This is a genomic window from Staphylococcus sp. HMSC055A09 (assembly GCF_001809655.1).
Taxonomy (GTDB): Bacteria; Bacillota; Bacilli; order Staphylococcales; family Staphylococcaceae; genus Staphylococcus; species Staphylococcus capitis.
On the sequence record NZ_KV798364.1, the window covers coordinates 210,587 to 234,891 of the forward strand.

Here is a 24,305-nt window from a genome sequence, read left to right on the forward strand (position 1 = left end):
TCAATCATCCCCTCTGATTAACATTTAGCCATTATACATGTTGGCAAGGTCTGTTAATCTCTCTGTAGCTTCTTCTAGTTGCTTATCGTCTAATGCAAGAGAAATACGCACATAATGCTTGCCGTTTTTCCCAAAAGGTATACCTGGTGCTACTAAAATAGATTTCTCTTGCAATAAAAACGTTTCAAATTGTTCACTATTATACCCTTGTGGCGTACGCAACCAAGAATAGATACCACCTTTAGAATGAACAAATGGTAATTTTGCTTCTTTAAGTTTTGCTTCAAATGTGTCACGTCTTCGTCTAAATGTTTCATTTTGTTGTATCAAAAAATCATCATAATTATTTAAAGCATACGTGGCGGCATCTTGTAATGCTCCAAACATGCCAGCATTAGTATGTGTTTGATACTTTTTCAAAGCTTGAATCATGTCTTTATTTCCTACAGCAAATCCGACTCTAAATCCTGACATATTATATCCTTTGGATAAGGAAAAGATTTCGATAGCGACATCTTTACCATGTTCCGATGCAAGAATACTTGGGTTTTTATCATCAAACCCAAAGGCACTATATGCAAAGTCATGTACAATTTTAGTATCTGTATCTTTAAATCGTTGTACTGCTTCATCAAATACGGATTGTGTAGCTGTAGAACCAGTAGGATTATTAGGGTACGTTAAATAAATTAATTTAATGTCTTTTAAAACTTGTGGATCAATTTTATTCCAATCAGGTAGATAATCTGGTGGCTCTAGTTCTAGGGGTACAGGGTTAGCATCTGCTAACATGACGCCAGCTAAATAATCAGTATATCCTGGATCTGGTAAAAGCACCGTTTCGCCAGGATTGACTACACACGTTGGTAATGCAACTAAACCATTTTTAGTGCCATATAAAATGCAAACTTCTTCGTCTTTATGAAGTGTGACACCATATTGTCGTTCATAAAAATTTACAATGGCTTCTTTAAAAGACTCTTTCCCGTGAAAAGCACCATACTTTTGATTCTCAGGAATACGTAACGCTTCAGAAAAATGGTCAATAATACCTTTAGGTGTTTCTCCATCGGGAATTCCTACCGCCATATTAATAAGCGGAAGAGATCCATGTTCAACTTTACGCCCCATTGTCTTTCCGAAATAACTATCAGGGATTGTAGCAAGTCTATTTGAAATTACCATTATAAGCCCCCTTTATTAAATCTCAATCCTCTTATTATTATCAATTTTATCAACAAGATTAATTATGTCAATATTAACAATTTTCAGATAAGTGAAGTTAATTATCTCCCTTTCCCTAATTCTAGAATAACGGTAATTATTATGAATCAGCAAAAAAATTCCCACTAAATATATAAAAAATCCATAAACGAATGATTTATTTTCAAACATTTATGGACTCTTTTTCAAATTGAATGACTCCTAATTTTCACTAAATATTATTGTCTATATCTTTCAACATTTCATTTACAGTAATTTTAGCGCTAGTTAATACAATAGGTACTCCGGCACCAGGATGTGTACTCGCTCCAGCAAAATATAAATCTTTGTAATCTCTCGAAACATTTGGAGGTCTGTAGTAGTTACTTTGGGCTAATGTCGGCATTAAACCAAATGCTGTACCAAACTTCGCATTATAATCATTTTCAAAATCGATTGGTGTATAAACAGTTTCAGATATAACATTTGATTTTACATCCTCTAATACGTCAATTGTCTCTAATTGACGATAGATAATATCTTTAACTTTCCTAATCACATTTTCATCTTTCCAATTAATATGACCTGTTTTTAATTCTGGCGTAGGCATTAAAACATAGATACCGGTTTGACCTTCAGGTGCCATACTCCGATCTCCAACTGCTGGCACATAAACGTAAATAGATGGATCTTCAGGTAATGAACCGTTAAATATTTCATCTATGTTTTGTCGGAATTGTTGGGAAAAAATGACATTATGTAGCAACATCTCGCTAGTCACATCTTTATCAATACCAATATACATTAAAAATGCAGAACAAGAATAATCTAATTTTTCAATTTTACTAGGTTTATATTTTTTTACGGGTGAATGTGAAGGCATCAATTTTTCCGCTGCATAAGGAAAATCTGCTGTACATAATACTTTATCGAATCGTTGCACAAGACCATTAACCCTTACGCCATCAGCACGCTTATATTTAGGGTCGATGATGATTTCTTCTATATTAGAATTTAATTGAATATTCACATCTAAATCTTTATTTAATTTAACAAGTCCACGTGTTAATCCATACATGCCCCCCTTAATAAAGTGAACACCAAACATCATTTCTACCATAGGAATAATTGAGTATAAAGAGGGGCCGCGTTTTGGATCAATTCCTATATATAACATTTGAAATGCTAATAATTTTTGTATTCGTTCATTATCAATATAATTTTCTATTAAATTATCAGCATTGTTTAATGTTTTTAATTTCAAACCTTTAATAAGCGAATCTACATTATAGAAATCCGTAACCTTTCTATATGTTTTCTCTAAAAAATGATAGCGCGCAATTTCATATCGCTTGTAAACATCAGTTAAAAATGACATAAACCCATGTGTCGTACCTGGTTCAATACTTTCAAGCGTTTCTTGAAGTTCGGCTAAATCAGTAGGTACTCTTACTTTGTCATTTTTCCCAAAGTAAACATCATAAATATAGCGCAATTGTTCCATATCTACGTAGTCTTCAAATTTCTTACCGCTTTCTTCAAATACTGCCTTGTATACCTCGGGAATCATCACGATAGAAGGACCTTTATCAAAGGTAAAGCCATCTTTAGTGAATTGACTCATTCGACCACCTGGATACCCATTTTTTTCAAAAATTGTTACATTATTACCTTGCGAAGCAAGTCTTGCTGCCGCTGCTAATCCAGTGACGCCTGCTCCTATTACAGCAATATTCATACTACATTCCACCTATAAATGATATTTCTTTTTTATTGTTTTATACATTTTTACCTTATCTAATTTAGAAACGTAGACACGACGATGTAATGTATAGGAAGCTTTTCTCACTTCATCTAATATGCCGCGGTAAATAATTGAAGCTAATTCAATAATTGGTTGCGCTTCTTTATTGAAAACACCAAGATTTGATAGTGCAATATCATAGTCTTCTTGAGCTAGTTTCGCATGATGCTCCCATAAATCAATATATTGCTGTGACACTCCATTGTTAAAATTATTTTCAATAGAGACATCAAATCGAGACAAACTCGACTTACTGAAGTAAATTCTGTCATTCTCAAAATCTTCTCCTACGTCTCTTAAAATATTGGTTATTTGAAGTGCTTCTCCTAGTTTACGCGCGATTCGATACGTTTCTTCATTTGGTTGCTCCGCTAGTACAGGAGTTAATACTTCTCCCACTGTACCTGCTACGCCATAGCAATAGTTTAATAATTCATCATCAGTTTCAAACATCTCAAAATCCTGGTCTTCATATACAGTTTGAATGAGATTATAAAAAGATTGATATTCAATTGTGAAATTTTGAGAAACTGTATACAAAGCTTCCATAATCATTTGATTGCTTTTAAATTCGTAGTTTTCAACGTCATGATTTTTCTCGATAGTTATAATATCTTCGTGTATATTTTTAAGTATTTGAGGATTTTCATGTACGTCAATACTGTCATCTATAATTCGACATACTGCATAAATCGCCCATACTGCTTTGCGTTCATTTTCAGGTAAATAATCAAAAGCATAAGAAAAACTTTTAGAATGTTCTTTCATAATTTGATGGCAGTATTTAAAGTTTTTTTCATTCGATGTCATGGAATTCCTCCTATAATTTAATGGCCTAGTTTAAAATTCAACTTATATCAAATGTACGACCCTTCCATTTTACCTTTTTTGAAAAATGAGCGTGTCGCCATGAGTTTATAAAGATAATAATAAAGAACACAAACAAAATTGGATGAAGAATGAGCAATATTATCGAAAAAGCACCCACTCTTCTATGTAAACTTACAAATTCCCATGTATATAAAATATAAACAATTCCGGAAAATATTAACGATATCGGTTTAGCAATCCATCCAAGTAGTAAAGCCATTGTAGATGTGAGTGAGCCCATTAACCACATTACAATCGCCAACATTACTTTAGGTTCAGTTTGATTGGCTCCTACTGAAAAATGCTTTGTCCATCCTTGTATAAGTGAGCGAAGTCCTTCTTCATACATGCGAAACTTAACATATTCACTACCTTCGTATACTGTAACAGGCAAGTTAGATTGACTAAATGCCTCTCCTAATGCAAAGCCTTCTATAATAGTGTTGCGTGCGTTTTTATGACCACCTGTTTTAAAGTAATCCTCTTTATTCATTATTGTGACAGGACCAAAAGCCGTATAATTATTAAATTTACCCGCTAAACTTGAAAATCGATTCATTCCGACAATCGTCATTAAATTAAAGATAGCCGAAAGACTCTCATAAAATTTAAAAGTCTCATGGTAAGGTTGAATACTTAATAGTCCTTGATTCCCTTGCTTAGCAAATGAATTTAATATCGCCTCAATAGCATGACTATTAAAGATGACATCTGCATCAACAAACATCATTAATGGCGTTTGAACATGTTGGGCTCCTTGATAGCACGCATGAGATTTACCATACCATTGGCTATCTTCTTTAGTTTCATAAACAGTTGCTCCATAAGCTTTGGCAACCTCACTCGTCCCATCTTGAGACGCATCGTCCATAACTATAATTTCATAGATGCCATGTTGCTTAGTCAAAGATCTTAACAAGTGTGGCAACCTTTGCGCTTCATCTCTAGCTGGTATAATAACTGTTAATTCATTGCTATGAATAGTACTATGTTTCGAGCGAGATAATGTATGTCTTCTATTATATATAAATTTTCCACAAATTAATGAAATAACAGATGCTAATGATAAAAGGAGTTGTATAAGTTTCAATTCTTTCTAACTCCTTCCCGCTTCAATAGCATTAATTTTGTCTGCAACTTGCATGCCACTTAACGTTACCATTGGCATACCTCCACCTGGATTTACAGAGCCTCCCACAAAGAAGAGATTGTCAAAGTACTCACTTTGCTTAGGAAATTTAAACCCTTTATTTTTCTTCTTATCTGCGACTACACCATATATGGCCCCTCTATTTGAGCGATAATTATGTTGGATATCCTCAGGCGTCCAAATATCTTCATATATAATATGCGCTCTCAAATCAGTCAGTCCCATTCGTTCTAATTTCGTTAGTACACGTTCTTTAAACGCTGCATATTCTTCTTTTTTAAATGGTTTATCTTGAATATAGGGTATATGTGGTAAGACTTTAATATTTTCATATCCTTGTGGCGCTTGTTGTTCATCCGTTTTATTAACATTTACTAAATAGATTGTCGGATCTTGAGGTAATACCTTTTGATGGAATACTTCATCATAGTTTTTCTTAGAGTCCTTTGAGAAAAAGAAATTATGATGAGCAAGTTGAGAATAGGATTTGTCTATCCCTAAATGTAATACATAACCTGAGCTTGCAGGTTCATATGTTCTTTCGAGTTGGTCAATTTTTTGTTGATTAAAATGCAATAACTCTCTATAGGTAGGGATGACCTCCATATTGGAAATTATATAATCCGCTTCAACATACTTCCCACTACTTAAACGTACGCCCGTAACGCGTTGATGATACGTTTTAATATTTTCAACAGCAACCCCCATTTGTATGTCCACGCCTTCTTCAATAGCCAATTGTTTTAGCGCTAGTGCCAATTTATGAATTCCACCTTTGACATACCATAATCCTTGTTCTTGTTGCATATGAAATAACATTGAGAGAACTGCAGGTGCATCATAGGAAGAAGAACCTACATACTTAATAAAGTAACCTAGCATATCTCTTAATTTTGGATTCGAAATATAACGGTGAATTGCTTGTTGCATTGTTGAAAAGTAATCAAAACCTCGCAATGCTTTAAAAGGTCCATGATATTTTATAATTTCTCGTAACGTATCTAAGCCAAAATTGAAATATCCCTTTTCAGTAAAACGATGTATACGCTTAGTATATTTTAAATAATTGTCGAGTTCCTTCTTATCTTCTTGACCTAACTGCAAATTATTAAGTAAAGTTGCTTCAGTATTTTCATATAGATCAATGATTTCACCATCAGGAAAGAAACTCCGCCATTGTAACGGCAATCTTTCAATTTCGATATAATCAGCCATATTTTTCCCGCTATAGTTAAAAAGACGCTCAAATATGTATGGCATGGTTAAAATAGATGGACCTAAGTCAAAGCTAAAACCCTGTTTCTCTAGACGATTCACCTTTCCACCAATATGATTATTTTGCTCAAATAATGTTACTTTATACCCACTTTGAGCCATTCGAATAGCAGCGGATATCCCTCCTAAACCACCACCAATAACTAAGATGGATTGAGTCATATTACTTACCTCGCTTTTCAATTATACGTATTAAACGTTCGATTCTTGGACGATTATATCGTTGTGCTACAATCACTGGAAGATGGCTAAACGTTACGTACGCAATGTTAATCATTTTGATGTACCGTGGAGCTTTAACAAATAGCCACACAGGTAAAATGGAAATCCAATGTATCAATTCTGCACGTCTCATTTCCAATAATAAGCGACGCGTCTGTTCAATATTTACTGATAACTTGCTTTTATCATAGATATCCTTATTAATTTGAGCACCTTCAGGTATCAATCTTTTCCACTTACTTACCTTTAAAGTATGATCCCAAAGTTCACCATTTTCTTCCCATTGAAAAGATCGAAATAAACATGAATATTTTTCAAAAAATGATTTAGGGATACGTGTACCTAAATGTGCAATAGACATTTGAACGACAAACCAAAATAGACTGTGCAAAATAATAAGGCGAGTTATAGATTTAATAGCTTTCATACTTTCACAGCTTTCTATTTACAAATAAAACCTTAAATAGTTATTCGATTATATTCCCTCTCATATCAGATGCGAAACGCAAATGCCATGTTATTCTACACTACTAAAAAATTGCATAAAAAAAGAGGATGACATATTGTCATCCTCAAAGATTATAACTCGAATTGTCTTTCCAGTTATAAACTATATCTTACCACCAACCGTTAGATTGACGGAAAGAAATTGCGTTACCGATTGAACCATAACGTTCTTTAGCGTAGTTAATCATACCTTTAGTTTGGTTAGATACTGAACCGTAACCCCAAGATTGGTTAGTTTGACCTAAACCATGGTATTGACCGTTAGAAGCGTTAACGTTACCACCTGATTCAGGCATTACAATAGCGTTCCATAATTCTTCAGTACCACCAGCAGCTAAGAATTGAGCTTTAGTAGAACCACCAGTTGAAGCTGAGCTTGATGGTGCTGAGTATGAAGTTGTTGAAGTGCTGTAATTATGAGTTGAAGTAGTTGGAGCTGAAACAGCTTTAACACTTGTATTGCTTGATTGTTGGTTTGAACTTACTGATTGGTTTGAACTTTCTTGGCTGTATGAATTAGTGTAATCAGCTGATGATTGAGTAGTTGAACCAACTTGAGCATAGTTCCATGACCAGTTAGTACCATTAGAAGTGAAGTTGTATTGGAAACCATTGTTTACGAAGTGGATATCGTAAGCACCAGCTTGAACTGGTTTAGAGTTTAATTGTTCTGGGTTGTGTTGAGCTAAATCAGCTAAGTGAGCTTGATCTACGTTAGTAGTTTCAGAAGCGTGAGCTTCGTTACCTGTTAATGCATAACCTGCAATTCCTAAAGATACTGCTAATGATGAAGCGATAACTGTCTTTTTCATAATATAAAATCCTCCAAATATGTTTTAAAATTAAAATTTGTAAATTATATTCTAAGTGTTTGATTTCGTTGTGCTACATTGAAAATGTTTTTTGTTAACTTTTGACGGTATTCACTATACCACAAAAATCTCGTTTGTATATTACACGTTCCTTACAAAAAATTACAATAGAAGTTTGATTTTGTAATCTTGAAACAAAAACATTTCTCTTTGTAACATATAATTTCTTAAAAATTGTTTAAAATTACATTGGTATTTGTGGTTTTACATTAGTTTTTAGGTTGGTTTGACCCAACTTTCAAATAGTCTGTAATATTACAGATTTCATTTTTGTTACACTACCGTAATAATTCTATAATCTAATTTGACCCAACAAAAAAGTAAAAAAGATGAATTTCAAAGAAATATTCTTGAAATTCATCCTCTGATACAACTTTTTCTTATCTATAAAACGTCTTCGCATCTTTTAATAATCGTTTTGAGAACTTCGAGACGACTTGTTTTTTTATGATCTGCTTTTATCACATGCCATGGCGCTAACTTCGTATTCGTATACTTAATCATATCTTGACTGGCTTCTAAATACATATCCCATTTTTCTCTATTACGCCAATCTTCGTCTGTAATTTTCCATTGCTTATTTGGATTTTGTTCTCTATCTTTAAAACGTTGCAATTGTTCTTCTTTATCTAAGCATAAAAAGAATTTGATAATTATGGTACCTTCATCCGTCCACATTCTCTCAAACTGATTAATTTCATCATATGCGCGTTTCCATTCATGATGCTCTGCAAATCCTTCGACTCGTTCCACCAATATTCTTCCATACCAACTGCGATCAAAAATTTCGATGTGTCCTGATTTAGGCATTTTTTTAGCGAATCTCCATAAATAATGATGATTCTTTTCAACATCTGTAGGCGCACTGATTCCATTAACTTCATAACCAGTCGGATCTAACTTTTCTCTGATACGTTTAATATTCCCACCCTTACCTGCAGCATCCATACCTTCGAATACTAAAACTAAAGGGATTTTACGTTTGTACAACGCAAATTGAATTTCTCTCATACGGGTTTGTAATTCTACTATTTGATGTTGGTAATCTTTTTTCTTAATTTTAGATTCTTCAATATTAAATAACGACGTTGAGAAATGACTATTAAATTCTCCATCTATATATTCTTCATGTTTTTGGTATTTTTCAAGCGCATATTCTAATCTTTCTATTATATTTAGATACATGTTTGTTATTGCTTGTTCTCTAACCGTATAATCAATGATTTGCCAATCATTACAATTGTGTATGATACGTCTCATTTCATTTAAATAAACATCTTGGGGTATTACCTCCTCATATTCTTGAACCTTCCATCTCATCAACGGGTTACTTTTAGTTTGTTGAATATGAGCTTGACGTTTCTCTTCATTTATTTCTATAAAGAACTTAATTATTTCATAATTATCTTTCTTCAACATTGATTCGAAATTACTAATTTGTTTAAGTAATGAATCATAATTAACATATTGATGATGTTTGATATTATTTTCCTTATAATCAAGATAATGTGAATACCAGCTTCTAAAATAAATGTTGATGTCACCTTTTTGTGGCAGAGTATTCCAATATTTTTGTAAAAATTGATATCTTAAATCGTATGTTTCTGGAGATTTCGTAGCGATAAAGTTTGTATACTTCGCGTCTAATTGAAGTAATAAATCATTTGATAAACGTGTCTTACCAGACGCGGGTATCCCTTCAAAAATGATCATGACAGGTATACCTAACTCATGGGTCTTTCTACTCAACTGTGCCACTTTTAATTGTAATGTGTCGATGTGATGCGACATGATTTCACCCTCTATATTTTTATTACAATAAACATCCAATTTTACACTTTTATTTTAGCACAGAAAAAATCTCCTCAATGTATCACACATCGAAGAGACTCTACTCTATCCCATAAATTTAAATATATCATTACGATATAGATGAATTACTTTCCGTAATAATAAATCTAAAATCCAAGCAATTAAAAACGGCACTACAAAAAACGCAACTATAATCAGTAACAGACTTAACCATACTGAATCAACATGCATAAATTTAAAAGCATTAATAGGTCCTACCATACCTATAAATCCGAAGCCCGCTGATTCCTTTGTTCCACCAATACCAATGATACCTGATGCGATACCTGATAATGCTGCTGTGATAAATATTGGTACCATAATCACAGGATATTTGACCATATTAGGCATCATCATTTTTACGCCACCAAAGAAAATTGATAAAGGAATGCCTAAGCGATTCACTTGGCTCGTACCAATAAGAAGGACAGCTTCTGTAGCAGCAATACCTATTGATGCCGAACCAGCTGCAATACCTGATAGGCCAATTGCCATTGCAATTGCGACGGTTGATAATGGCGATATAATAATAAAGCTAAATACCATAGATATCAACATACTCATAAGGACAGGCTGTAATTCAGTAAAGCTATTCAACATATTTCCAATACCTGTAGTAATTAATCTCACATAAGGTAATGTAAAAATACCTATCGTTGCTGATAGGCCGCCTACAATTGTCGGAAAGACTATCAGGGCCATACTTCCTACACGTTCTTCAATTAATAATATGAATAATACTGCAATTGCAGCTGTAATCATCGTATTAATAAGGTCCCCTATACCTGCGACGATCCATACACCATTTTTAAATTGAGCTGCACCACTTCCAACATAAGAAGCACTAGCAACTACGGCAATTGCCAATGGTGTTAAATTAAATTTCATAGCAATAAGTGCACCGATAAGGGCCGGTACAGTAAATTGGATGGCTTGCACGACTCCTAGTAAAGTTTTAAAAATAGGCTGATATTGCATTAAATATTTAAAAATCTCTCCCAAAATCGCATTTGGAACGAGTCCTGCGACAATTCCAATTGCTACCCCTGATAAAACTCTAAAAATAAAATCCTTTGGTCCGTCGATATTTCTAATAGCTGACATGACTTAAACCTCCCAATGTGCTGAGTAATAATTATGTATAAAGACAAAGTCTTGATTCGCAAAGTATGATTCAAGTAAATGATTCTTAGATGCAATAACTTAGAGGGATATTTAATGATATTCATACACGCGTCTCAAGACTATGAGTAATAGTATATCACGTTTTCAGAAAATTTAGATAATTATTTTTGCTATTATCTTACAAATTTTCAAATTATGCGAAAACCGTATGATTTAATATTTACTCGAAGATATACTACAATCATTGACACAAGGGAGGTAACGTTATGTGGAAGAAAATTGTATGTTCTGTTGGGGCCACAACAGGTGCTGCTATTGTGGGCTCTTACTTATATACTAAATTAATTGAAAAACGTAGTTATAAGAGCTTTTTAAAAGAAAAATTTAATCATGTTTCACGTGGCAAACAATACTTTATTAAGCCGAAGAAGATTGATCAAATGCTTAAAATGGCTCAAATCGAAAATAGCAAACCTTTCAAAGCTACAAAATATAGATTTAATCATAGAGTGGATATACGAGAATATTATGGTACACATACGTACTATGTTAATCATCAAAATGATCCACATCAGTTAAAGATTTTATATATGCATGGTGGTTCTTGGGTCGCAGGTCCATTCAAAGAGCATTATCAAATGATGGATCAACTTGCTACTGATTACAACGCAGAAGTTATTGCACCTATATACCCTAAAGTGCCTCAAAGTGGCAAACGCGCAACATTTGATTTAATGACTCATATTTATCGTAATCTTTTAGATTCTGTGTCTTCATCCGACCATATTATCATTATGGGAGATTCTGCAGGCGGTAACATCACATTAAGCTACGCGCAGTATCTTAATGAAATTAATTTACCTCAACCAGGTCATATTATCACTATATCACCAGTGGTTGATGCCACATTTACTAATCCAGAAATACCTCATTACGAAAAGGTAGATAGTATGATTGGTAAATAAGGACTTAAAACATTTGCTAAAATATGGGCTGAAAGTGATGAGTTAGACAATTATAAAGTATCTCCAATTAATGGAGACTTTAACAATCTCGGTCACATCACTCTTTCAGTAGGAACACATGAATTACTTTATCCTGACGTAATTAAGTTATCTCGTAAATTAAACTCTGAAGGAATTAGCCATAATTTACTTATTGGAAGTCATATGCTTCATGACTATGCGATTCAGAATATTCCAGAAGCAAAACAATTTAGAGAAAACTTAAGATATATCATCAATGACAATCGAAAAATTAAAGATAATATTATTTAAGATAAATGATTCCCTAAGAAAGATATTATTTTTACTCTTTCTTAGGGATTTTTTTGTATAAAAAACACTCCCTCTGTAATAGAGGAAGTGTTTTTAACTATTATTCTTCTGTAGTTTCTGCATCATCTTCTGTTGGAATTTCAGCTTTACGAGATTCTTTTTTGTATTTTTGATACATCAAGAATAATACTAGAACCCAAACTGGAATAAATAGAACTGCTAATCGCGTACTACTATTAATAAGTAAAATAACAAAAATGAAAGCAAAGAATACTAAAATACCATAAGCCGTGTATTTACCACCAGGCATTCTATAATTACTTTCTTTATGTTGCTCAGGATTGTGCTTTAAGTATCCAATATAAGCTACCATAATAACTGCCCAAATTGAAATATTCAACACAGTAGAGAAAGTAGTGATTTGAACGAATACTTTAGTAGCATCTTTAAAAATCGCATTTAATATTACTGCAATGCCTAATAATCCACAAGTAACTAAAATTGCATTGTAAGGAACGCCATTTTTGTTTGTTTTATGTAAAAACGGTGGACCTTGATTTCTTCCAGCTAAGCCAAACATTGTACGGCTATTCGCAAATATACCACTGTTACATGATGAAGCCGCTGCTGTTAGTACAACAAAGTTAATAATACCAGCAGCAAAAGGAATTCCTATTAATCCGAATAATTTAACATAAGGACTTTCTGCAGGATCTAATTTGTCCCAAGGAACTACTGACATAATGACTGCTAATGAACCTATGTAAAAGATTAAAATTCGGAATGGTACGTTATTAATTGCTTGAGGTATTGTTTCATGAGGATTTTTAGTTTCCCCTGCTGTAATACCTATCAATTCAATACCAATAAATGAGAATATTGCCATTTGGAATGACATAAAGAATCCTGAGGCACCATTTGGGAAGAAGCCGCCTTCTTTCCAAATATTAGTTACCGTCGCTGGACCGTAATCCGTCTTCATAGCAAAGATTACCATTACAATACCAACAATAATTAAAGCTAAAATTGTAATAACTTTTATAATAGATAACCAAAATTCAAGTTCACCAAATAATTTGGCACTAAATAAATTCAATGCTACTAATACTAATATTGTAGCTGCTGCAGTAATCCAGTTAGGCATGTCTGGATACCAGAAGTCGACGTATTTGGCTACAGCGGTAACTTCCGCCATACCTGAAATAATCCAAGTTAACCAATAAGTCCAACCAACCATAAATCCTGCCATTGAACCTATGTGATGATGGGCAATGTCACCAAATGACTTGAAACCTAAGTTCGATAAGAGCAATTCTCCCATCGCTCTCATAAACATAAATAATATAAAACCTACTATAATATAAGTAAGTAATATGGATGGTCCTGCTAAATGAATAGAAGCACCTGCGCCCAGGAATAATCCTGTACCAATAGCACCACCAATTGCAATTAATTGGATATGCCTATTGCTTAATTCTCTTTGCAGTTTATCTGCCATAACCTTTCCTTCTCCATTTCATGGAGTATATTTATGACTGAAATCGATATGTAAAATTAGATACCCCTTTTTAATCTAATAAACAATTTTTCTCAAAATCAAATCATTTATTCTTATAAGTTATATAATACCCCAAACAATCAAAAACAATCAAATACTAGAATAATTTGTCTTTTTTATCTTTTCCAATACTTCTAATAATTCCTTTATTATAAACATTTATAACAAATTGAACAATTTCATTAATATTCACCGTTTTATGGTAAATCGTACAACTTCAATATGTATCTGATGAAAGTTGATATTTTTCTTCATAATCACGTCAATTCCTCACAAATTGTGAGAAGTTTTCATTTTTTAAAATCAAACCAAAAGATATAGTAAAAGGCACCATGTACTGAATGAGAATACACGGTGCCTATTTATATATTTTTCACGCTTATTTAACAAACAAGAAAATTAAACTTATGCCCATCAGGATCTTTAAACATTGCTCCATAATACCCTTGTCTTACACCTGGTTTTTCAATAATTGTTCCACCAGCAGGTTCCACTTTCGCTAATAATTCATCAACGTCTTTATTTTCTTTAACACCTAACGAAACCATCACTTCATTAGGGCTTGAATCGACATCTTGATGTGATACAGACTCGAAGTGATTATTTTCTATCAATATCACAATCGTTTGTCCAATTGTAATACCTAACATTTTATCTAGCATTTCTGGATTTTTATTAATTTCAAATCCTAGAGACTTAAAGAACTGTTCGCTACGATCTAAATCTTTTACATTTAGATTAAACCACATTGAATGCATCGTACATGTCACCTCTCATTTATAATTAGACGATTTCAAGTTTAAAATGCCGCTTGAGCAATCCATTCATCAAGTGTTAAGCGCGTGGGATTAAGACGTTCCATTTGTACAAAATCTATAACATAACCTTTATTTTCAAGCCAACTTCTTTCAGCAGTGCCACTCGTAAATTCGCCTTCAATTTCAGTTGGTTTACCTGTTACGGTTGCAAAAGTTTTGACTACTTCATTTAGAGTCAGCTCATCAGAAGCAATTTCTATATCTTGATGATTATATGTTTTAGGATCTTTGAAAAGTGCTGACGCAATTTTAGCAATATCGATAGAAGAAATCATTGAAAATTTCACTTCAGGATTAATAAATTCTGGGATTTTAATTTCTCCATCTGAAACTTTAGTGATTCTTAAGAAGTTATCCATAAAAAACGATGGTTTAATAATTGTAAAATCTAAACGAGATGCTTTTATCTTATTTTCTAATTGTGCTAATGCTTCAAAGTGAGGACCTGTTCTATCACGATTAACACCACCCGCTGTGCTATAAACGACATACTTAACTCCTTGTTCTTCAGCAGTTTCGATAATATGTTTACCTTGCTTTAATTCCTCTTCAACATGGTCTGGAATAATAGGCTGAACGCTATATACTCCATATTGGTCAGCCATCGCTTGAGTCAAGCTTTCTCTATCACTCAAATCGCCCTCAAAAATCTCTAATCGATCATTATGAATTGATGTTAACTTTTCATTATTTTTATTTCTAGTAAACGCACGCACATGCCAACCATCTTCCAATAATTGTTTAACAACAGCATTTCCTTGTTTACCAGTTGAACCAATGACTAATATACTTTTACTCATGTTTATCTCTCCTATTGTAAGAACCAATAATCTTCTTTTTCGCCTTTTAAATAAGTATATTCTTCAGGTGTTTGACCATTTTCTTTAATATTTGAATTTATAATGTCACGAACATCCCAAACGCGATGGATAAATCTTTGTAACTGATTACCAAAGAAACCGCTAGGAGCATTCATGTTTAATACCTTTTCCACTTCTTCAACCGAAATACTCATTTTATTTGCTATGTCTTCAATATTTAAAGTTGAATTATGGAAATGTTCTCGTAATTCTATAGCAGTGATACGTCTTTGCTCTTTATTTAGTGACATATTATAGTGTCCCACTTTCATCTTATTTTTTAATTAGCATTATATTTGAATTCTAAGTAAGTGAGATTTATAATAAACGGATCATTATCCGTTTGTCAACATTAGCTCATTAAGTAGGTGAATACATTGCGTAAAGATGCTCTTCTAAACCGTCAACGTATCGAGAATAAAGCGATCGAACTATTTAAACAATACGGCGTTGAGACAATCAGTATGAATAGAATTTCTAAAGAACTTGGTATCGGTATGGGAACACTTTATCGGCATTTTAAGGATAAAAGCGATTTGTGTTATCACATTATCGAGCATGATTTCGATGAAATTATTCAAAAAATGAATGATGTAGCTGCTTCATCTAATTCTAAAGAAGAGAAGATGGAACACTCCCTAGATGTTTTTTTGACATTTAAATATGAAAATAGTGATTTATTAAACTGTATTGAGGAAAGTAATAGTAAGTCTCAATTTCATCAAAACCAATTTTTCTCTGATTTATTTAATTTTTACTATGATTTATTTAAAGATGGCGAGGATGATTCTTGGGCCATATTCAAAACTGATATGTTATTAAAATCACTTTCTACTAAAGCTTATGAAATTCAAAAAAATAAAAGACAACTTTCAAATAATGAAATAAGAGATAACTTAATAAAACTATATTTAAATTAATTGAGGTGTTCATGAATGGAAAAAGTTACGTTAATTACTGGTGGAAATAAAGGTTTAGGTTATGAGACAGCTAAAGAATTAAAAGCGAAAGGCTACAAGGTTTATATAGGATCTAGAAATGAAGAACGTGGTCAACAAGCTTCAAAAGAATTAGGCGTCGACTATGTTCAACTAGATGTAAGTGATGATAAATCAGTTCAACAAGCCTTTGAAACTATTTCAAATAAAGAAGGCCGTGTTGATGTACTTATAAACAATGCCGGTATTTCAGGAGGATTCGCTAAAGTCGCTGATTTTACTGCTAAAGACGTCGAAAAGGTATATAACACAAATGTTTTTGGTATCGTACGCATGATGAATACCTTTATTCCATTATTAGAGAAATCAGAGCAGCCTGTAGTTGTAAATGTGAGTAGCGGATTGGGTTCATTTGGAATGGTTACAAACCCAGATACTGCTGAATCGCAAGTTAATTCACTTGCGTATTGTTCTTCTAAATCAGCGGTCACAATGATGACTGTACAGTATGCTAAAGGCTTACCACACATTCAAATTAATGCAGCAGATCCAGGTTCTACTAATACTGATTTAGTTGGTGATTTCAGTAACAACTCTAAACCTGCTTCAGAAGGTGTAAAACCTATCATAAAACTTGCTACTATTGATAAAAATGGTCCTACAGGAACATTTATTGATGGTAATGGCACAATGCCGTGGTAAATCATTAACAAGTTTGGCCTCATGTTTAACGGGAAAAATTTTCAATGAAATCAATGAAAATTACACATATATAATTAGTTATTAAGATATTTATTATCTTAGGGAGGAAATACACAATGAAAAGTATAAACTTTGAAGAACATTATGTTGTTGAGGATATACAAAAAGAAACAATGAAACATATGACATCTGATCCTAAAGGTGTACCTATGCAAACGATGTTAAAAGGCCTTGAAGAAAAATCTGGTTTTACTGATGCAGATGAAATCAAACATCACGATGCACGTATTCAATTCATGGATAAACATGACGTTGAAATGCAAGTATTATCTTATGGAAATGGCGCCCCTTCCAATCTTGAAGGCGAACGCGCAATTGAATTATGTAAACAAGCAAATGATACGTTAGCACAATATATCAATGAACACCCAGATCGATTTGTAGGATTTGCTACATTACCAATTAATGAACCTAAAGCAGCAGAAGAAGAATTTAAACGATGTGTAAAAGAATTAGGTTTTAAAGGCGCATTAATTATGGGACATCCTAAGAGTGGCTTCCTAGATCAAGATGAATATGATGGCATCTTTGCTGTAGCTGAAGAGTTAAATGTTCCTATTTATTTACACCCTTCTCCAGTTCAAAGCGATGTTTACCAAGCTTATTACAAAGGTAACTACTCAGACGTAACAGCAGCTACATTTGCTTGCTTCGGTTATGGTTGGCACGTAGATGTAGGTATTCATGCCATTCACCTTGTGCTATCAGGTGTATTTGACCGTCACCCTAACCTCAACATGATCATCGGTCACTGGGGCGAATTTGTTCCATTCTTCTTAGAACGTATGGATGATATTTTATTTGCTGACCATCTAGAACATCCTATTAGTTATTATTTCAAAAATAACTTCTATATTACGCCAAGTGGAATGTTAACTAAACCACAATTTGATCTAGTAAAAGCAGAAGTTGGCGTCGACAGAATTTTATATTCAGCAGATTACCCTTATGTTGAACCTGAAAAATTGGGTACATTCTTAGACGAATTAGATTTAACTGAAGAGGAAAAAGAAAAAATCAGCTATAAAAACGGAGCTAAATTATTAGGTCTTGAGTAACACTTACACGAAATATATAAGTGTGTCTTTTCTTTAATACGAAAAATATTTAAATGGAGGTTTCAATGATGGAAACATTAGAATTGCAAGGCGCAAAATTACGTTATCATAAAGTTGGCAATGGACCACTTCTTATTTTAATCCCTGGTGCGAATGGAACTGGTGATATCTACATGCCACTAGCTAAACAATTACAAGAAAAATTTACAGTTGTAGCTGTAGATCGTCGAGGATATGGACAAAGTGAATTAACTGAATCATTACCAGAGGAAGTATCTAACCCAGAGAGTCGTTATCGCGTGAAACGTGATGCACAAGATATTGCTGAATTAGCTAAGTCATTAAGTGACGAACCCGTATATGTTTTAGGCTCAAGTTCAGGTGCTATCGTTGCAATGCATGTCCTAAAAGAACATCCTGATGTTGTGAAGCAAATTGCATTTCATGAACCACCGATTAATACATTCTTACCGAATGCTAAATATTGGCAAGATAAGAATGCTGAAATTATTGATATTGCTGTGAATGAAGGCATGCCTCAAGCTATGAAACTTTTCGGTGAAACATTAAATATTAGTTCTATTGATGCACAATCAATGTCTAAACCTGCTCAAGCAGAAGATGATGCAGAGAGTAAAAAACGTTTTGAAGAAATGTTAGGTTGGTTTAAATATGAAATTCGCCAATACACAGAATCTGATATCTCTTTAGAAGATTTAAATCATCATAAAGATATCATCACATTACTTAATGGGACTGATTCCAAAGGTTCTTTCCCTCAAGAAGTTAACTTCTATATTAAAGATGAAACGGGAATTAATATTGTAGATATCCCTGGTGGTCACTTAGGTTATATACAAAAGCCTGAAGGATTCGCAGAAGTATTACTCAAAATTTGGAACTAATCTTAGCTTAAAGTATTAAAGGGAGTTTATTAAATGTTATTTGAAAGAAATAAACCTTATACTCAAGAAACTTTGTTAGATAAAGAAAACATTTTAGAATTAATTCAATTCGAACGTTTTTGTCGCGATAATGCCTTATGGGATAGCATGAGAACTTGTTTCGCTAAAGACTCACATGTGAACATTTCTTGGTTTAATGGTACTGGAGAAGAATTTGTATCCTCCTCTGAAGCAATGAATCGATACGCGCCACATCAAATTTATAATACACAAATGTGGATTAATAACCATCGTGCTGTAGCAATTATGCAAGCAACAATCCAGTTTCGAGTAGATATTAAAAACGTAGAAATGCAATTGGATTCAGACACTAAAATTATCTACTGTCTTGATAAAGACAATGATGACGTTTGGTATATTTCTAATTTAAGTTGTATTTATGAAAAAGATAAATTAACTCCTGTCATTCCAACGACTATTAATTTACCTAACTCAGAATTTAGTGAATACCGAGAAAGTTATGCTTGTTTATCATATGCGCTCAATGAACTAGGGTATGATGTTAACCATGACTTACCAGGTATAGATAGACCTGATGAAGTTAATAAATACTATCGCCAATTAGATAAATGGTTAACTGAGAAAGATGATGATGAAGAAGAGAAACATTAGAGTTATAAACCAAACTCAAAATAAATAAGTAACGTTTACTCTTATATGCAGAACTGCTGCCTAGTTTTAAAATATCGCAACATTATACAAAATATTTAAAATCACTTATTTCTATAAAGGAAGTTTGCTCAATGAAGAAGATAGATTTACATGCACATTACATTTCACCTGGTTATAGCCAATTTCTTGATGACTATTTTAATGGTGAAGGTGACGGCGTTAAGACGCCCCCATTTTCAGTAGAATCATATTTAGAATTAATGAAGAAGCAAGATATTGAATATGGCGTATTATCGATTTCAAGCCCGCACATTAGCGTTGCACCTGATGACGAGATGTTAAAACTTGCTGAAGAAGTGAACGACTATGCTTCAAATATCGTGCAGGAACATAGCGAACGTATTTGTTTCTTCGCAACATTACCCTTGCCCTTAGTCAATCAGAGTGTTCAATTTATAGATAAAGCATTAGATGAACAGCATGCGTTAGGGTTCACGTTACCAACGAATGCACGTGGCGTATATTTAGGTGATGAGCGTTTAGCACCGATATTTGAAAGATTAAATGAACGTCAAGCAACTGTAGCCATTCATCCTAATGAACCTAAGCCAGCTATTAAAGCGATGAGCGAAGAAGTACCTCCGCCACTTATGGAATTTATCTTTGATACAACTCGTACAATTATTTATATGAGTCAAAAGAATGTATTTAGTAAGTATCCGAATATTAAGTGGATTGTACCTCATTGTGGTGCTTTACTCCCTATAATCGCACAACGCGTAGCGATGGGCAACAAGATGTTTGGATCAGAGAAGCAACCTGATGATTTAGAACAAGTAATGAAAGAACTTTACTTCGATTTGGCCGGTAAGGTTTTACCATATCAATTACCTACTCTATTAGAAATGGTTGATAAAAATAAAATTGTATATGGTTCTGATGCACCATACACAACGGACCAAGTAGTCTCAATGTTAGCGAATGAATTTGAATCTACAGATTTAATTACAATTGATTCAAAAATTCATATGCTTTATGACAATGGCAAATCATTATTAGATAAAATGGAACTTTAATTTATTAAGATATAAAATCACCCCACACAAGCGCTCATATATATCATCATTAGAGCCTGTGTGGGGAATCTTTTTATTTTAAAATTGTATCCATTGAGCGATTAACACTACCTGCGTACATATTACCGAATTTAACTAAATGAACCATCAATAAGTATAATCGATAAAATTCTAATCTTTTTTGTGCACCTTTGGCTAAAGGAAAATGCTTTTCATATTCCTCATAAAAATCTTGAGTAAATCCACCAAAAACCGTCGTAATACCTAAATCGAATTCTCTGTCACCATATAATGGTGCAGGATCAAATAGTGCAGGGCTACCATCAGTTAAAAACATATAGTTACCGCCCCATAAATCACCATGTAATAAAGATGACTTACTTTCATGACTATCAAGTTCATTTACCATCACAGTTCTTACTTCTTCATAGACTTTATTATCTTCTTCATTCCACAACTCTTTACGCATCAATTCATCTCTTAAATGATCCATTCTTCTTTCTATGAAAAGTTCTTTCCAGCTATTAGTCCATGAATTATCAAATGAAATATCTCCGCCTTCATGTGGTAAACTGAAACCAAATTTACCCTCTTTTTGTTGTTGACTATGCATCTTAGCTACAAGCTGACCGAGCTCTCTTTGACTTCCACTTCCACCTTCTTCTAAATAGCTCAAAATAAGATAAGCATCTCCGTTAATTTCACCACTAGCAATCACACGTGGTGCTGTGATACCTGCATTCTCAAATTCATTTAAGCCAGCTATTTCAGCCGCATAGAATGATTCTGGACGATTACGCTGAACAAGTAAAAAGGAGATATCATCCTCAGTAGTTGTAACTTTGAATGCTTCATTAACATCACCACCACTTACTGGTGAGATATCTTTTACTCCGTCTATGGGGAGTTTCTCTTTCCATTCTGCTTTCATACTTTCACCTTCTTAAGAAGTTTGTCGTTATACCTTATTATATTGCCAACTCTCATTATAATTAATCTTTTAAAAGTAATCGGTATATATGAAATAAAACTGACCTAAGAATTAAGTCAAATTTTCAACTTTCACTAATTTAGCTATGAAAATTTTTATTAAAATGCTAGTCTATTAAAGGAATGTATTTCAAATATATTAAATTGAGGATAGTAAGCCTCAAATATAATGAAATAGGAGCGTTAACATGTATAAATTAGTTAAACCTTTATTATTTAAATTAGATCCTGAAAAAGCACATGGTCTTACCATTGATGCATTGAAAATGGTACAAAGAGTTCCGAAAATTTATCCTATCATGGACAAAATTTTTAATTACAATCACCCATCACTCTCTCAAACCATTCATGGCATCAAATTTAATAATCCCATTGGTCTCGCTGCAGGATTCGATAAATCTTGTGAAGTACCTAAAGCATTAGAGCATGTTGGTTTTGGAGCCATAGAATTAGGTGGTATTACCCCTAAACCGCAACCAGGGAATCCTAAACCACGTATGTATCGCTTAATTGAAGATGACGCGTTAATTAATCGTATGGGCTTCAATAATATAGGGATGAATAAAGCACTTAGTCATTTACGCCGTCATGCCTATACGATCCCAGTAGGTTTAAATGTGGGTGTTAATAAGAAGACGTCTTACGAAGACCGTTATCAAGATTATATAAAAGTTATCGATACATTTAAGAATGACGTGACATTCTTCACAGTTAATATCAGCTCACCTAACACTGAGAATTTACAGAATTTCCATGATAAAGATGAATTCACGATGCTTTGCGAAGCGCTCACTACTTTTAAATCTGAAAATGATATCAACGTACCTATATTCTTGAAATTAACTTCAGATATGGAACTTGAAGGATTCAAAAACATCTTACCTTCCATAACTAAGACTTTTGATGGCGTTATACTAGCTAACACGACTCGTCAACGTGACGGTTTAATTTCTAAGAATAAAACTGAAGAAGGCGGATTAAGTGGTAAACCTTTATTCGAACGTAATTTAAAACTCGTTAAATACGCGTATCAACAAACTAAAGGTAAATTCTTAATTATCGGAACTGGTGGAATCTTTAGCTCTGAAGACGCAATTAAAATGTTAAGAAATGGTGCTTCTTTATTACAAATTTATTCTTCTTTAGTCATTGAAGGTCCAGGTTTAACTAAGTCAATGAATAAAGACATTGCTAAATATTTATCTGAAAATGGATATCAAAACGTAAGCGATATTATTGGTTTAGACGCATAAACTTTAAATGATTATAACGCTTTAAAATATTTCAAAAAAATGAACGTTTAGTTAATACTCCTGAAATTTCTTTACTTATAATATTTACGATTTATACTAAAGAAAGGTATATGTTTCAAGAATTTAGGAGGCAACAATATGAGTGATGAGAAGAAAGAGACAACATCTCAAACTAACCAACAAACGATTTCTGAAAAGCCCAATCATCAATCTAATGATGACAGAATAGGTTTGAATGGTTACCGTAAAACAGACCTCGATTTAGATATTGAACGTGAACTGCGTGAAATGATGGAATCAGGAGAATCAGAAACAAAGACGGAAAGTAGAAAGTTTAAGATATTCTCACTTATCTCGATGATTGCAATAGCAGGCTTAGCGATTTTTAGATTTATACACAGAATGATATAGTTTTAAAAAAATTATCCCAAATGTAATAAGATAGTATTGTCTTAAATATTATCTGTACATTTGGGATTTTATATTAATTAAAATTGTTGTAAAAATGCCTTTGCTTCTTTATTAATTTGTTTAAAATCAATACCCTGTCTCATTGCAGCAAAGACGCAACCACAATAGCATTGCCTAAAAATATGATAGTCTTTGCACATTTCAATTGAACGTTCGTACCCTTTATTCTTTTTAAAATCACTAGGCAAATATTTAACATTATAAATATTTTGAACATCCATTCCTAGTTCATTAATAAGTTGTGCGTTTTTCTTTGGAGAGAGTGTTATGGCACTTCCAAAATAGTCGTAACCATATTCAACAGCTGCTTGAGCTACAATTTCTAATCGCATTTCAAAGCATGCTGAACATCTCAATCCACCCTCTGGCTCATCAGTTAGCCCTTTCTCTTTAGCCATCTTCATAAATTCATGTGGTTTATATTCTGCTTCAATGTATTCGACATTGCTATTTGTTTTACTATTGAAATCTTTAACAAATTGTTCTTGAACTTTAGCACGTCTTAGATATTCATTCTTAGGATGAATATTTGGGTTCGCAAAGTAAATTGCAATATCAGCATATTGAGTTAAAAATTCTAGAGTATATGTGCTACATGGTGCACAACAACTATGTAATAAGATACGTGGGCGTTCCCCATCACGTTGCCACTGAGATATCATTTTTCTTAGTACTCTATCGTAATTAATCTTCTGGTTTTTCATTTTTGCCAAAATTTTATCCGCTTCAATCATAATAAAACCTCCCTTTAACACACATTTTTATTATATATTAACTTTATTATATAA

General features: G+C 33.1%; 24 protein-coding genes. 9 read left to right on the top strand and 15 right to left on the bottom strand.

Going from position 1 to position 24,305, the window contains the following annotated elements:
- Positions 1-24: 24 nt before the first annotated feature.
- The 9 genes from HMPREF2642_RS04235 to HMPREF2642_RS04280 all read right to left on the bottom strand — a co-directional run bounded on the left by HMPREF2642_RS04235 (position 25) and on the right by HMPREF2642_RS04280 (position 10,858).
- Positions 25-1,185 carry an aminotransferase class I/II-fold pyridoxal phosphate-dependent enzyme gene (locus HMPREF2642_RS04235; protein ID WP_070597691.1) on the bottom strand — a complete coding sequence of 387 codons (1,161 nt, stop codon included), beginning with the start codon at positions 1,183-1,185 and terminating at the stop codon, positions 25-27.
- 250 nt (positions 1,186-1,435) lie between these two features.
- Entirely contained in the window at positions 1,436-2,941 is a 1,506-nt protein-coding gene (locus HMPREF2642_RS04245) for a phytoene desaturase family protein (RefSeq protein WP_070597692.1), read from the bottom strand.
- A 12-nt stretch (positions 2,942-2,953) separates the two neighbouring features.
- Positions 2,954-3,817: a phytoene/squalene synthase family protein gene (locus HMPREF2642_RS04250; RefSeq protein ID WP_030058728.1), complete on the bottom strand. Its 864-nt coding sequence runs from the start codon at positions 3,815-3,817 to the stop codon at positions 2,954-2,956.
- A gap of 37 nt (positions 3,818-3,854) precedes the next feature.
- A complete protein-coding gene (locus HMPREF2642_RS04255) occupies positions 3,855-4,967 on the bottom strand; it encodes a glycosyltransferase family 2 protein (RefSeq protein ID WP_030058726.1) in 1,113 nt (370 codons plus the stop codon).
- Between the two features lie 6 nt (positions 4,968-4,973).
- Positions 4,974-6,464 (bottom strand): phytoene desaturase family protein, encoded by a 1,491-nt coding sequence (locus HMPREF2642_RS04260; protein ID WP_030058724.1) that lies wholly within the window; start codon positions 6,462-6,464, stop codon positions 4,974-4,976.
- Position 6,465: 1 nt separating this feature from the next.
- Complete coding sequence (locus HMPREF2642_RS04265) at positions 6,466-6,951, bottom strand: glycosyl-4,4'-diaponeurosporenoate acyltransferase CrtO family protein (RefSeq protein WP_030058722.1); 486 nt, start codon at positions 6,949-6,951, stop codon at positions 6,466-6,468.
- 190 nt (positions 6,952-7,141) lie between these two features.
- Complete coding sequence (locus tag HMPREF2642_RS04270; protein ID WP_030058720.1) at positions 7,142-7,843, bottom strand: aggregation-promoting factor C-terminal-like domain-containing protein; 702 nt, start codon at positions 7,841-7,843, stop codon at positions 7,142-7,144.
- A 444-nt stretch (positions 7,844-8,287) separates the two neighbouring features.
- Positions 8,288-9,694: a phosphate--AMP phosphotransferase gene (locus tag HMPREF2642_RS04275; protein WP_030058718.1), complete on the bottom strand. Its 1,407-nt coding sequence runs from the start codon at positions 9,692-9,694 to the stop codon at positions 8,288-8,290.
- 105 nt (positions 9,695-9,799) lie between these two features.
- Positions 9,800-10,858, bottom strand: a complete 1,059-nt coding sequence (locus tag HMPREF2642_RS04280) for a PTS sugar transporter subunit IIC (protein ID WP_030058717.1) — start codon at positions 10,856-10,858, stop codon at positions 9,800-9,802.
- A 287-nt stretch (positions 10,859-11,145) separates the two neighbouring features.
- Here HMPREF2642_RS04280 and HMPREF2642_RS04285 point away from each other — a divergent pair, with 287 nt between their 5' ends.
- The gene (locus tag HMPREF2642_RS04285) at positions 11,146-11,844 is read left to right on the top strand and encodes an alpha/beta hydrolase (RefSeq protein ID WP_256276631.1); all 699 of its coding nucleotides are present in this window, start codon (positions 11,146-11,148) and stop codon (positions 11,842-11,844) included.
- Between the two features lie 412 nt (positions 11,845-12,256).
- On the opposite strand, the gene HMPREF2642_RS04290 is transcribed toward HMPREF2642_RS04285, so the two are convergent.
- The 4 genes from HMPREF2642_RS04290 to HMPREF2642_RS04305 all read right to left on the bottom strand — a co-directional run bounded on the left by HMPREF2642_RS04290 (position 12,257) and on the right by HMPREF2642_RS04305 (position 15,643).
- Positions 12,257-13,654, bottom strand: a complete 1,398-nt coding sequence (locus HMPREF2642_RS04290) for an amino acid permease (RefSeq protein WP_002432730.1) — start codon at positions 13,652-13,654, stop codon at positions 12,257-12,259.
- 443 nt (positions 13,655-14,097) lie between these two features.
- Positions 14,098-14,472 carry a VOC family protein gene (locus tag HMPREF2642_RS04295; protein WP_002432575.1) on the bottom strand — a complete coding sequence of 125 codons (375 nt, stop codon included), beginning with the start codon at positions 14,470-14,472 and terminating at the stop codon, positions 14,098-14,100.
- Positions 14,473-14,513: 41 nt separating this feature from the next.
- The gene (locus HMPREF2642_RS04300; RefSeq protein WP_030058713.1) at positions 14,514-15,332 is read right to left on the bottom strand and encodes an NmrA/HSCARG family protein; all 819 of its coding nucleotides are present in this window, start codon (positions 15,330-15,332) and stop codon (positions 14,514-14,516) included.
- 11 nt (positions 15,333-15,343) lie between these two features.
- Complete coding sequence (locus HMPREF2642_RS04305) at positions 15,344-15,643, bottom strand: DUF2316 family protein (protein WP_002432863.1); 300 nt, start codon at positions 15,641-15,643, stop codon at positions 15,344-15,346.
- A 126-nt stretch (positions 15,644-15,769) separates the two neighbouring features.
- Between HMPREF2642_RS04305 and HMPREF2642_RS04310 the strand changes: the two genes are divergently transcribed.
- From HMPREF2642_RS04310 to HMPREF2642_RS04335, 6 genes are all read left to right on the top strand, one after another.
- Positions 15,770-16,312 carry a TetR/AcrR family transcriptional regulator gene (locus tag HMPREF2642_RS04310; RefSeq protein ID WP_070597693.1) on the top strand — a complete coding sequence of 181 codons (543 nt, stop codon included), beginning with the start codon at positions 15,770-15,772 and terminating at the stop codon, positions 16,310-16,312.
- Positions 16,313-16,327: 15 nt separating this feature from the next.
- The gene (locus tag HMPREF2642_RS04315) at positions 16,328-17,032 is read left to right on the top strand and encodes an SDR family NAD(P)-dependent oxidoreductase (protein ID WP_030058710.1); all 705 of its coding nucleotides are present in this window, start codon (positions 16,328-16,330) and stop codon (positions 17,030-17,032) included.
- A 116-nt stretch (positions 17,033-17,148) separates the two neighbouring features.
- Positions 17,149-18,150, top strand: coding sequence for an amidohydrolase family protein (locus HMPREF2642_RS04320; RefSeq protein ID WP_002432761.1), 1,002 nt, complete (start codon positions 17,149-17,151; stop codon positions 18,148-18,150).
- Positions 18,151-18,218: 68 nt separating this feature from the next.
- Positions 18,219-19,055, top strand: coding sequence for an alpha/beta fold hydrolase (locus HMPREF2642_RS04325; protein WP_023351087.1), 837 nt, complete (start codon positions 18,219-18,221; stop codon positions 19,053-19,055).
- 33 nt (positions 19,056-19,088) lie between these two features.
- The gene (locus HMPREF2642_RS04330) at positions 19,089-19,727 is read left to right on the top strand and encodes a nuclear transport factor 2 family protein (RefSeq protein ID WP_030058708.1); all 639 of its coding nucleotides are present in this window, start codon (positions 19,089-19,091) and stop codon (positions 19,725-19,727) included.
- A 131-nt stretch (positions 19,728-19,858) separates the two neighbouring features.
- The gene (locus HMPREF2642_RS04335) at positions 19,859-20,803 is read left to right on the top strand and encodes an amidohydrolase family protein (protein ID WP_070597694.1); all 945 of its coding nucleotides are present in this window, start codon (positions 19,859-19,861) and stop codon (positions 20,801-20,803) included.
- 73 nt (positions 20,804-20,876) lie between these two features.
- Here HMPREF2642_RS04335 and HMPREF2642_RS04340 read toward each other — a convergent pair whose 3' ends face one another.
- A complete protein-coding gene (locus tag HMPREF2642_RS04340; protein WP_023351084.1) occupies positions 20,877-21,734 on the bottom strand; it encodes a fructosamine kinase family protein in 858 nt (285 codons plus the stop codon).
- Between the two features lie 247 nt (positions 21,735-21,981).
- Between HMPREF2642_RS04340 and HMPREF2642_RS04345 the strand changes: the two genes are divergently transcribed.
- Positions 21,982-23,046: a quinone-dependent dihydroorotate dehydrogenase gene (locus tag HMPREF2642_RS04345; RefSeq protein ID WP_023351083.1), complete on the top strand. Its 1,065-nt coding sequence runs from the start codon at positions 21,982-21,984 to the stop codon at positions 23,044-23,046.
- A gap of 138 nt (positions 23,047-23,184) precedes the next feature.
- The gene (locus tag HMPREF2642_RS04350) at positions 23,185-23,457 is read left to right on the top strand and encodes a hypothetical protein (protein WP_002432954.1); all 273 of its coding nucleotides are present in this window, start codon (positions 23,185-23,187) and stop codon (positions 23,455-23,457) included.
- Positions 23,458-23,534: 77 nt separating this feature from the next.
- Here the strand turns inward: HMPREF2642_RS04350 and HMPREF2642_RS04355 are convergent, their stop codons facing one another.
- Entirely contained in the window at positions 23,535-24,251 is a 717-nt protein-coding gene (locus tag HMPREF2642_RS04355) for an epoxyqueuosine reductase QueH (RefSeq protein ID WP_002432766.1), read from the bottom strand.
- Positions 24,252-24,305 lie beyond the last annotated feature (54 nt).

Coding starts and splice junctions, on each gene's coding strand:
- HMPREF2642_RS04355 (WP_002432766.1), bottom strand. CDS start 24,251: ATGATTGAAGCGGATAAAATTTTGGCAAAAATGAAAAACCAGAAGATT.
- HMPREF2642_RS04330 (WP_030058708.1), top strand. CDS start 19,089: ATGTTATTTGAAAGAAATAAACCTTATACTCAAGAAACTTTGTTAGAT.
- HMPREF2642_RS04265 (WP_030058722.1), bottom strand. CDS start 6,951: ATGAAAGCTATTAAATCTATAACTCGCCTTATTATTTTGCACAGTCTA.
- HMPREF2642_RS04270 (WP_030058720.1), bottom strand. CDS start 7,843: ATGAAAAAGACAGTTATCGCTTCATCATTAGCAGTATCTTTAGGAATT.
- HMPREF2642_RS04300 (WP_030058713.1), bottom strand. CDS start 15,332: ATGAGTAAAAGTATATTAGTCATTGGTTCAACTGGTAAACAAGGAAAT.
- HMPREF2642_RS04250 (WP_030058728.1), bottom strand. CDS start 3,817: ATGACATCGAATGAAAAAAACTTTAAATACTGCCATCAAATTATGAAA.
- HMPREF2642_RS04295 (WP_002432575.1), bottom strand. CDS start 14,472: ATGCATTCAATGTGGTTTAATCTAAATGTAAAAGATTTAGATCGTAGC.
- HMPREF2642_RS04235 (WP_070597691.1), bottom strand. CDS start 1,185: ATGGTAATTTCAAATAGACTTGCTACAATCCCTGATAGTTATTTCGGA.
- HMPREF2642_RS04335 (WP_070597694.1), top strand. CDS start 19,859: ATGAAGAAGATAGATTTACATGCACATTACATTTCACCTGGTTATAGC.
- HMPREF2642_RS04245 (WP_070597692.1), bottom strand. CDS start 2,941: ATGAATATTGCTGTAATAGGAGCAGGCGTCACTGGATTAGCAGCGGCA.
- HMPREF2642_RS04290 (WP_002432730.1), bottom strand. CDS start 13,654: ATGGCAGATAAACTGCAAAGAGAATTAAGCAATAGGCATATCCAATTA.
- HMPREF2642_RS04285 (WP_256276631.1), top strand. CDS start 11,146: ATGTGGAAGAAAATTGTATGTTCTGTTGGGGCCACAACAGGTGCTGCT.
- HMPREF2642_RS04325 (WP_023351087.1), top strand. CDS start 18,219: ATGGAAACATTAGAATTGCAAGGCGCAAAATTACGTTATCATAAAGTT.
- HMPREF2642_RS04340 (WP_023351084.1), bottom strand. CDS start 21,734: ATGAAAGCAGAATGGAAAGAGAAACTCCCCATAGACGGAGTAAAAGAT.
- HMPREF2642_RS04350 (WP_002432954.1), top strand. CDS start 23,185: ATGAGTGATGAGAAGAAAGAGACAACATCTCAAACTAACCAACAAACG.
- HMPREF2642_RS04305 (WP_002432863.1), bottom strand. CDS start 15,643: ATGTCACTAAATAAAGAGCAAAGACGTATCACTGCTATAGAATTACGA.
- HMPREF2642_RS04345 (WP_023351083.1), top strand. CDS start 21,982: ATGTATAAATTAGTTAAACCTTTATTATTTAAATTAGATCCTGAAAAA.
- HMPREF2642_RS04320 (WP_002432761.1), top strand. CDS start 17,149: ATGAAAAGTATAAACTTTGAAGAACATTATGTTGTTGAGGATATACAA.
- HMPREF2642_RS04260 (WP_030058724.1), bottom strand. CDS start 6,464: ATGACTCAATCCATCTTAGTTATTGGTGGTGGTTTAGGAGGGATATCC.
- HMPREF2642_RS04280 (WP_030058717.1), bottom strand. CDS start 10,858: ATGTCAGCTATTAGAAATATCGACGGACCAAAGGATTTTATTTTTAGA.
- HMPREF2642_RS04315 (WP_030058710.1), top strand. CDS start 16,328: ATGGAAAAAGTTACGTTAATTACTGGTGGAAATAAAGGTTTAGGTTAT.
- HMPREF2642_RS04275 (WP_030058718.1), bottom strand. CDS start 9,694: ATGTCGCATCACATCGACACATTACAATTAAAAGTGGCACAGTTGAGT.